1 protein-coding gene and 3 pseudogenes are annotated in these 9,097 nt (G+C 75.3%); 3 read left to right on the forward strand and 1 reads right to left on the reverse strand.

The window, feature by feature from the left end; translation table 11 throughout:
• Positions 1–470: 470 nt before the first annotated feature.
• The 3 pseudogenes from ADK65_RS40040 to ADK65_RS40050 all read left to right on the forward strand — a co-directional run.
• Positions 471–1,181, forward strand: a pseudogene (locus ADK65_RS40040) (polyketide synthase dehydratase domain-containing protein); the annotation flags it as partial.
• 201 nt (positions 1,182–1,382) lie between these two features.
• Positions 1,383–5,914 (forward strand): annotated as a pseudogene (locus ADK65_RS40045) (type I polyketide synthase); the annotation flags it as partial.
• Positions 5,915–6,103: 189 nt separating this feature from the next.
• Positions 6,104–8,362 (forward strand): annotated as a pseudogene (locus tag ADK65_RS40050) (SDR family NAD(P)-dependent oxidoreductase); the annotation flags it as partial.
• A gap of 102 nt (positions 8,363–8,464) precedes the next feature.
• On the opposite strand, the gene ADK65_RS33230 reads toward ADK65_RS40050, so the two are convergent.
• Positions 8,465–9,097 (reverse strand): methylmalonyl-CoA mutase family protein (locus ADK65_RS33230; protein ID WP_234353032.1); only part of this gene is annotated, 633 nt, incomplete at its 5' end.

Here is a 9,097-nt window from a genome sequence, read left to right on the forward strand (position 1 = left end):
GCGGCCCGGTGTCCGTGGAGTGGACGGATCCCGCCTACTGGACCGACCACATCCGCCGCACCGTCCGCTTCCACCACGCGCTGGAGCACCTCGGCGAGGAGTACGAGGGGGCCGGTCTGACGCTCGTCGAGCTGGGGCCGGACGCCACCCTGACCGCGCTGGCCCGGCAGACGCTGCCCGACCACACCGCCGTGCCGTCCCTCAAACGGGACCGGCCCCAGGCCACCACGCTCCTGACGGCGGCGGCCGCGCTGCACACCCACGGCGCCACCCTCGACTGGCGGGCACTCACCCCCGGCGCCCGCGCGACCGTTCCCCTGCCCACCTACCCCTTCCAGCACCGGCGTTACTGGCAGAGGGTCTCCGCCGGCGGTGCCGCACCCGGACGCCTCGGGCTGGCCTCGGCCGACCACCCGCTGCTCGGCGCGGCCGTCCACCTCGCGGGCTCCGACGAGGTGATCCTCACCGGAGTGCTCTCCCGGACGGCACACCCCTGGCTGGTGGACCACACCGTGATGGGCTCCGTCGTGGTGCCCGGCACGGCACTCGTCGAGCTGGCGGTCCGGGCCGGGGACGAGGCCCGGACCGGCGCGCTCGACGAGCTGGTCATCGAGGCACCACTGGTGCTGCCCGCGCAGGGCGGTGTCCAGGTACAGGTGTCGGTCGGCGCCCCGGACGAGCGCGGGCACCGCCAGGTCGCCGTGCACTCGCGCCCGGACGGGCCGGACCCGGACGCCTGGGTCCGGCACGCCGCCGGCACCCTGCGCCCCGAGGACGACGACAGCGGCCCGGTGGCCACCACATGGCCGCCCGCCGATGCCACCCCCGTGGACCTGACCGAGCTGTACCCGGCGCTCGCCGCGGCGGGACTGGAGTACGGGCCGGTGTTCCAGGGCGTCCGCACGGCATGGCGGCGCGGGCAGGAGGAGTTCTACGCGGAGGTGGAGCTGCCGGCCGACGAGCAGGAGAGCGCCGAGCGCTTCGGGCTGCACCCCGCGCTGCTCGACTCCGCCCTCCACCTCTCCGCCCTCGCCGGGCGCGAAGAACTCCCCGAGGGACAGAACCGGCTGCCGTTCGCCTGGCGCGGGGTGCGGCTGCACGCCGCCGGAGCGACCGGCCTCCGGGTGCACCTGACCGTCGTCGCGGACGACGAGATGACCCTGACCGCCACCGACCCGGCCGGCCGCCTCGTGGTGTCGTTCGACTCGCTGCGGACCCGCCCCGTCTCCGCCGAACAGCTGGGGGCCGTCGACACCCCCGGCCGCAACGCCGTCTTCGGCCTCGGCTGGGAGCCGCTGGCCGCCGACCCCCCGACCGCCGGAAACGACGCCATCGGCACCGGCTTCGAAACGCTCACCCTCACCACCGAGGGCGGCACGGACGCCGACGACCTCCCGGCATCCGTCCACGCGACCGTCGCACGGGCCCTGGAACAACTGCGCGCTCACCTGGAGGACGAAGACGGGACCGGTGCGCCGCTGGTCGTCGTCACCCGGGGGGCCCTGGCGGTCGTCGAGGGCGAGCGCCCCGACCTCGCCCTGTCCACGGTGTGGGGGCTGCTGCGCTCGGCCCAGTCCGAGAACCCGGGCCGGCTGCTGCTGGTGGACACCGACGACGGCCCTCCCGCGGACCTGGCACCCCTGGTCGCCCGGGCCGAAGCCGCCGGTGAGAGCCAGCTCGCCCTCCGGGGCGAGGAGGTGTACGTGCCACGACTCGCCCGGGTCGAGGCCACTGGAACCGAGGCCGCCCCCGCCGGGACACCCGACGGCCCCGGCGCCCCGCGATGGAACCCCGAGGGCACCGTGCTCGTCACCGGCGCCACCGGAGCCCTGGCCGGGCTCTTCGCCCGTCACCTCGTCACCGAGCACGGCGTCACCCACCTGCTGCTCACCAGCCGGCGGGGCGTCGACGCCCCCGGCGCGCCGGAGCTCCTCGCCGAACTGGCCGCTCTCGGCGCCGACGTGACCCTGGTCGGCGGTGACGTCGCCGACCGGGCCTTCCTGGCCGGGCTGCTCGACTCCGTGCCCGCGGAGCACCCCCTCACCGGCATCGTCCACACCGCCGGTGTCCTGGACGACGGCGTCCTCGCCTCACTCACCCCCGACCGCGTCGGCGCCGTCCTGCGGCCCAAGGCCGACGCGGCCTGGCACCTGCACGACCTCACCGTCGAACGCGGCCTGGACCTCGAGGCGTTCGTCCTGTTCTCGTCCGTGGCCGGGATCATCGGCAACGCCGGCCAGGCCAACTACGCCGCCGCCAACACCTTCCTCGACGCCCTGGCCGCCCATCGCCATGCCCGGGGCCTGCCCGCCACCTCACTCGCCTGGGGACTGTGGGAACGGTCGAACGGCATGATCTCGGGGCTCAGCGAGGCGGACCGCTCCCGCCTGGCCCGCGCGGGTGTCCGCCCCCTCACCGACGCCCGGGGGACGGCACTCTTCGACACCGCCCTCGCGCTCGGCACGCCGTACCTGGTGCTCGCCCCGTTCGACCTCCCCACCCTGCGCTCCTCCGCGGAGCGGGTGGCGGCCCCGCTGCGCGGCCTCGTGGGGCCGCCGGCCCGGCGCACCGCGACCCGGGACCGGCCGCAGGCCGAACCGGCGCTGGCGGAGCGGCTGGCGGCGCTCGACGGCGCGGAGGAACAGACGGAGCTGCTCGTCGCCCTGGTGCTCTCGGAGGCGGCCACCGCCCTCGGCGCACCCCGCGGTTCCGTCGACCCGCGCAGCAGCTTCTCCGACCTCGGCATGGATTCCCTGATCGCGGTGGAACTCCGCAACCGGCTCGACACCGTCACCGGCCTGCGCCTGCCCGCCACGCTGACCTTCGACCACCCGACGCCCACCGCGGTCGGCGCGTTCCTGCGCACCGAACTGCTGGGCACCGCCGGGGACCCGGCCGGTACGGCCACGTCGCGGTCGGGGCCGCCGCCCGGGGCCGCGCTCGCCGACGAGCCGATCGCCATCGTGGGCATGGCCTGCCGGCTGCCCGGTGGCGTCAGCTCCCCGGAGGAGCTGTGGAACCTCGTGGCCCAGGGCCAGGACGCCGTCACCGCCTTCCCCACCGACCGGGGGTGGGACGTCGAGAACCTCTACGACCCCGACCGGACGAAGAGCGGCACGTCCTACGTCCGGCACGGCGGCTTCCTGCACGAGGCGGGGGAGTTCGACGCCGAGTTCTTCGGCATCGCACCGCGCGAGGCCCTGGCGATGGATCCGCAGCAGCGGCTGCTGCTGGAGTCGTCCTGGGAGGCGATCGAGCGCGCGTCCATCGACCCCACCTCGATGAAGGGCAGCCGGACCGGTGTCTTCGCCGGGCTGATGTACCACGACTACCAGCCCCCGCTGGGCCGGGTCCCGAGCGCGGTCGAGGGCCACGTGGGCAACGGCAACGCGGGCAGCGTGGCCACCGGACGGGTGGCGTACACCCTGGGCCTGGAGGGCCCGGCGGTCACCGTCGACACCGCCTGCTCCTCCTCGCTCGTCGCGATGCACCTGGCCGTGCAGTCCCTGCGCACCGGCGAATGCGACCTCGCCCTGGCCGGCGGCGCCACCGTCATGGCCACCCCCAGCACCTTCGTGGAGTTCTCCCGGCAGGGCGGGCTGGCGCCGGACGGCCGCTGCAAGGCCTTCGGCGCGGGCGCGGACGGCACGGGCTGGGCGGAGGGTGCCGCAACGGCCGTCGCGTCCTGGCGGTCGTCCGGGGCACCGCGGTGAACCAGGACGGCGCCAGCAACGGACTGACCGCCCCCAACGGGCCCTCCCAGCAACGCGTGATCCGCGAGGCCCTCGCCAACGCCCGCCTCGACCCCGCCGACATCGACGCCGTCGAGGCGCACGGCACCGGCACCCGGCTCGGCGACCCGATCGAGGCGCAGGCGATCATCGCCACCTACGGCCAGGGGCGTGCCGCGGACCGCCCGCTCCGGCTCGGCTCGCTGAAGTCGAACATCGGTCACACCCAGGCCGCCGCCGGAGCCGGCGGCGTCATCAAGATGGTCCAGGCGATCCAGCACGGCACCCTGCCCAGGACCCTGCACATCGACGAGCCCACGCCGCACGTCGACTGGTCCGCGGGCGCGGTCGAACTGCTCACCGAGGCCTGCCCCTGGCCCGAGACGGGCAACCCGCGCCGGGCCGGTGTCTCCTCCTTCGGCGTGAGCGGCACCAACGCCCATGTGATCATCGAGCAGGCCCCGGCCGGGGAACCCTCACAAGCCGGTACCGGTGGAGCCGGCGCCGCCCCCGGGACCGACGGGCTCGGCACGGTCACCCCCTGGCTGCTCTCGGCCCGCACCGAGACGGCCCTCCGTGACCAGGCCGCACGACTGCTGGCCCTCGCAGGCGAGGAGTCGCCCGCCGGCACCGGCCCGTCGCGCTGGGCCCGCGACGCCGCGTACTCGCTGGCCGTGACCCGGTCCCGGTTCGACCATCGGGCCGTCCTGGTGGCCGCGGACGGCGAGGTGCCCCGGGCCGGACTGGAGGCACTGGCCCAGGGCGGGCCCGCCCCCGGCCTGGTGCAGGGCAGTGTGCGGCGGCACAACGACCGCACGGTGTTCGTCTTCCCCGGCCAGGGAGCACAGTGGGCGGGGATGGCCCGCGAACTGCTCGACACGGAACCGGTGTTCGCCCGGAGGATCGAGGAGTGCGCGCGGGCCCTGGAGCCCCACACCCACTGGTCCCTGCCGGCCGTACTGCGGCAGACGCCGGACGCGGCGTCGCTGGAGCGCGTCGACGTCGTCCAGCCGGTCCTGTTCGCGGTGATGGTGTCCCTGGCGGAGCTCTGGCAGTCCTGGGGCGTGCGTCCGGCGGCCGTCGTGGGCCACTCGCAGGGCGAGATCGCGGCCGCCTGCGTGGCCGGTGCCCTGTCGCTGGAGGACGCCGCGAAGGTGGTCGCCCTGCGGTCCCGGGCGATCCGGGCCATCGCCGGTGGGGGAGGCATGGTGTCCGTGTCCCTGACCGCCGAGGACACCGAGCGGCTGATCCGCCCCTGGCAGGGGAGGATCACCGTCGCCGCCGTCAACGGCCCGGACTCGGTGGTCGTCGCCGGTGACGCGGCCGCGCTGGAGGAGTTCACCGCCGACTGCGCCGGGCGGGAGGTGCGGGCCCGCCGGATCCCGGTGGACTACGCCTCGCATTCGCCGCACGTGGAGCAGTTGCGCGACACGCTGCCGGACCTGCTGGCGGACATCGAGCCCCGGCCCTCGGCCATCGCGTTCCACTCCACCGTCCTCGGCGAGCGGATCGACACCTCTCTCCTCGACGCCGAGTACTGGTACACCAACCTGCGGCAGCCGGTGCTGTTCGAGCAGACCGTCCGGTCACTCGCCGGGCCGGGCACGGACACCGCCGCGTTCGTGGAGGTCAGCCCGCACCCGGTGCTGGTGATGGGCATCCAGGGCATCCTGGACGACGCGGACGGCGACGCGATCACCGTGGGAACGCTCCGCCGGGACCAAGGGGGCCCGGACCGCTTCGCCGCCTCGGCGGCCGAGCTGTACGTCCATGGCGTGCACGTCGGCTGGGAGCACCTGTTCGCGCGGGACGGGGTGCCCGCCCGGACCGTGCCGCTGCCCACGTACCCCTTCGAGCACCGGCGCTACTGGCTGGAGCCCGAACAGCCCGACGCCGGCGCCGGAACGGGCGGCCACGGCACGGGGCACCCCCTACTGGGCAGCTCGCTGAGCCTGGCGGGCGGCGAGGAACTGGTCTTCAACAGCCTCGTGTCCGCGGAACGGCAGCCGTGGCTGGGCGAACGGAGGCTGTTCGGCTCCGTGGTCGTCCCCTCCTCGGCGCTGGTCGAGCTGGTCGTCCGGGCGGGTGACGAGGCCGGGGCGGGATCCGTGCGGGAGCTGAGCCTGGCGGAACCCCTCGTGCTGCCCGACAGCGGCACCTGGCGGCTCCAGGTCAGGGTCGGCGCCCCCGCGGAGGCGGAGGACGGCGTGGTACGCCCGGTCACGGTGCACGGCCGGCCGGACGGGCCGGAGCAGCCGTGGATCCTGCACGCCGAGGGCCGGCTCGGCCCCGCCGGCACCACGGCCGCCCCCGCGCCGGACTGGCCGCCCTCGGCCCCCCGGCTCGACGGCTCACCCCTCGACGCGCTCGCCCGCCAGGGCTACGGCCACGGGCAGGCCTACCGCACCGTGACCGCCGCCTGGCGGCGGGAGGACGAGCGGTACGCCGAGATCGCCCTGCCTGCCGAGGCCGGCCTGGACACCTCCTCGTTCGGGATCCACCCCGCTCTGCTCGACGCGGTCCTGCACCCGTGGCAGTCGGACGGAGAGCTGCCCCGGCTGGAGGCCGAGTGGCGTGGCGTGCGGCTGCACGCCACCGGTGCCACCGTGCTGCGGGTGCGGCTCACTCCCGCGGGCGACGACACGGACCCGGCGGAGGGAACGGAATCCTTCTCCGTCGAGGTGTGGGACGCCGCGGGCGGACCGGTGCTCAGCGCCGACTCCGTGCGGCTGCGGCCGGTCACGGCGGCGGAACTCGCCGGCGCCCGCCCGCCGCACGACGCCCTCTTCACCACCGAGCTGATGCCGGTGACCACCGGTGCCCAGGCACCCCAGCGCCTCGCCGTGCTCGGCATGGACGGCGGCACGTCCGCCCTCCACGGGCCCTCGTACACCGATCTCGGCGACCTGGTGAAGGCCGTCGAGGAGGGGGCGGAGTACGACGCCGTCCTCCTCGGGGCACCGGCGGACCCCGCCGACGACGTTGCCGTGGACGCCCGTGCCTCGGTCGACGCCGTCCTGGACGTCGTCCAGAAGTGGTTCGGCCACGAGGCCCTGGCCGCGACGACCCTCGTCGTGACCACGGCGGGCGGACTGCCGGGCGCGGCCGTCCAGGGGTTCGTCAGGTCGGTGGCGGCCGAGCAGCCGGGACGGCTCGTGCACATCGAGGCCGACAGTCCCCTCACCCCCGACGAGGTGGCCTCGGCGCTCGGCGCCGACGAGCCGGACCTCGTCGTGCGCGACGGGCGGATCCTCGCCCCCCGGCTGCGTCCCGCCACCCGTCCGGACACCACCCCGAGCCCCTGGGGCGCCGACGGCACCGTGCTGATCACGGGCGGTACCGGCACGCTGGGCAGCGCCTTCGCCCGCCATCTGGCCGCCCGGCACGGCGTACGGCGGCTGCTGCTGGTGAGCCGCCGGGGCCCGGACGCTCCCGGGGCGGACGACCTGCGCCGTGAACTGGCCGACCTGGGCGCCGAGGTGACGCTCGTCGCCGGGGACGTCGCCGACCGGCGGTTCCTGGCCACACTCCTCTCCGGCATACCCGCCGAGCACCCCCTGACGGCGGTGGTCCACGCCGCCGGCGTCATCGACGGCGGACTGATCGCGGACCTGACACCGCAGGACACCTCGGCCGTGCTGCGGCCGCAGGCGGACGCCGCCTGGCACCTGCACGAACTGACCCGGGAGCTGGGACACGAGCTGACGGCCTTCGTCCTGTGCTCGTCGGCGGACGGCATCCTCGGCTGGGCCGGGACCGGGCCCGCCACGGCGGCCGGGGCCTTCGCGGACGCGCTGGCCGCGCACCGGCACACCCTGGGGCTGCCGGCGACCGCCGTGTCCTTCGGCCTGTGGGCGGAGGAGACGGGGCGGGCCGCGGGGATCGACGAGACCGGCCGCCACCGGCTCGCCGTGCGCGGCTACCGTCTGCTGGAGAGGGCCGAAGCGCTCGCGCTGTTCGACGCCGCGGTCGCCGGACCCCCCTCGGCGGTCGCCGCGGCGCTCGACCCGGCGACGATCCGCGAGAGCGGGTCCGTGCCGCCGTCCCTGCGAGCCCTGGTGGGCACACCGGTCAGGAGCGCGGCCCGCACCGACCGTCCGGAGGCGCTCGCCGGGCGGCTGGCCGGCCTCTCCGAGGACGAACGGCGCGCCCACGTCCGGGAGATCGTCCTGGCCGAGGTCGCCGCGGTGCTGGGGCAGGGTGACCCGGGGCGGCTCAAGGCGGACGTCCCGTTCCTGACCCTGGGCTTCGACTCCCTGATGTCCGTGGAACTGCGCAACCGGCTCACCGCGGTGACCGGACGGAGGCTGCCCGCGAGCGCCGTGTTCGACCACCCGACCGCCGCCGCCCTCGGTGAGTTCGTCCTCGCCGAGCTGGTGCCGGAGGAACCGAGCGCGGCCGACTCGCTCCTGGGTGAACTGGAGCACCTGGAGGCCACGTTGCTGACGTCCGCGTACGCACCCGGGGACCGGCTGGTCATCACCACGCGGCTGCGGACGCTGCTGTCGAAGTGGTCCGAGGCCGGTGACGACGGCTCGGGCCTGGCCGAGCAGGCCGAACAACTGGAGGACGCCTCCACGGACGAGCTGTTCGCCTTCATCGACGACCAGCTCGGACGATCGGGCCGCTGAACCGGTCCCCGAAAGGGTCACACCGGGTGACGGATCACGCGAAGGTGCCCCACCGGTTTCCCGGTGGGGCACCTTCGTGTGTCCGGCGTCCGTTCCCTGCCGTCAGAAGGCGTCCGCCGGCACGTACGTCCCCCACACCGCGCGGAGGGCGTCGCACACCTCGCCCACCGTGGCGCGGGCCCTGAGGGCCTCGCGCATCGGGTAGAGGACGTTGTCCGTGCCCTCGGCCGCCTTCCTGAGGTCGTTCAGGGCCGCGTCGACGGCCGGCTGGTCGCGCTCCGCGCGCAAGGTCGCCAGGCGTTCGGCCTGCCGGGCCTCGATGGCGGGGTCGACACGCAGCGGCTCGTACGGTTCCTCCGCGTCGAGCTGGAAGCGGTTGACGCCCACGACGACGCGCTCCCCGGAGTCGGTCTCCTGGGCGATGCGGTAGGCGTTGCGCTCGATCTCGTTCTTCTGGAAGCCGTGCTCGATCGCGGAGACCGCGCCCCCGAGGTCCTCGACCTTGCGCATCAGCTCGACCACCGCCGCCTCGACGTCGTCGGTCATCCTCTCGACGACGTAGGAGCCGGCGAAGGGGTCGACCGTCGCGGTGACGTCCGTCTCGTACGCCAGCACCTGCTGGGTACGGAGCGCCAGTCGGGCGGACTTGTCGGTGGGCAGGGCGATGGCCTCGTCGAAGGAGTTGGTGTGCAGGGACTGCGTCCCGCCCAGCACCGCGGCCAGTCCCTGCACGGC

This window comes from Streptomyces sp. NRRL B-1140, assembly GCF_001280065.1.
In the GTDB taxonomy this organism is placed as follows: domain Bacteria; phylum Actinomycetota; class Actinomycetes; order Streptomycetales; family Streptomycetaceae; genus Streptomyces.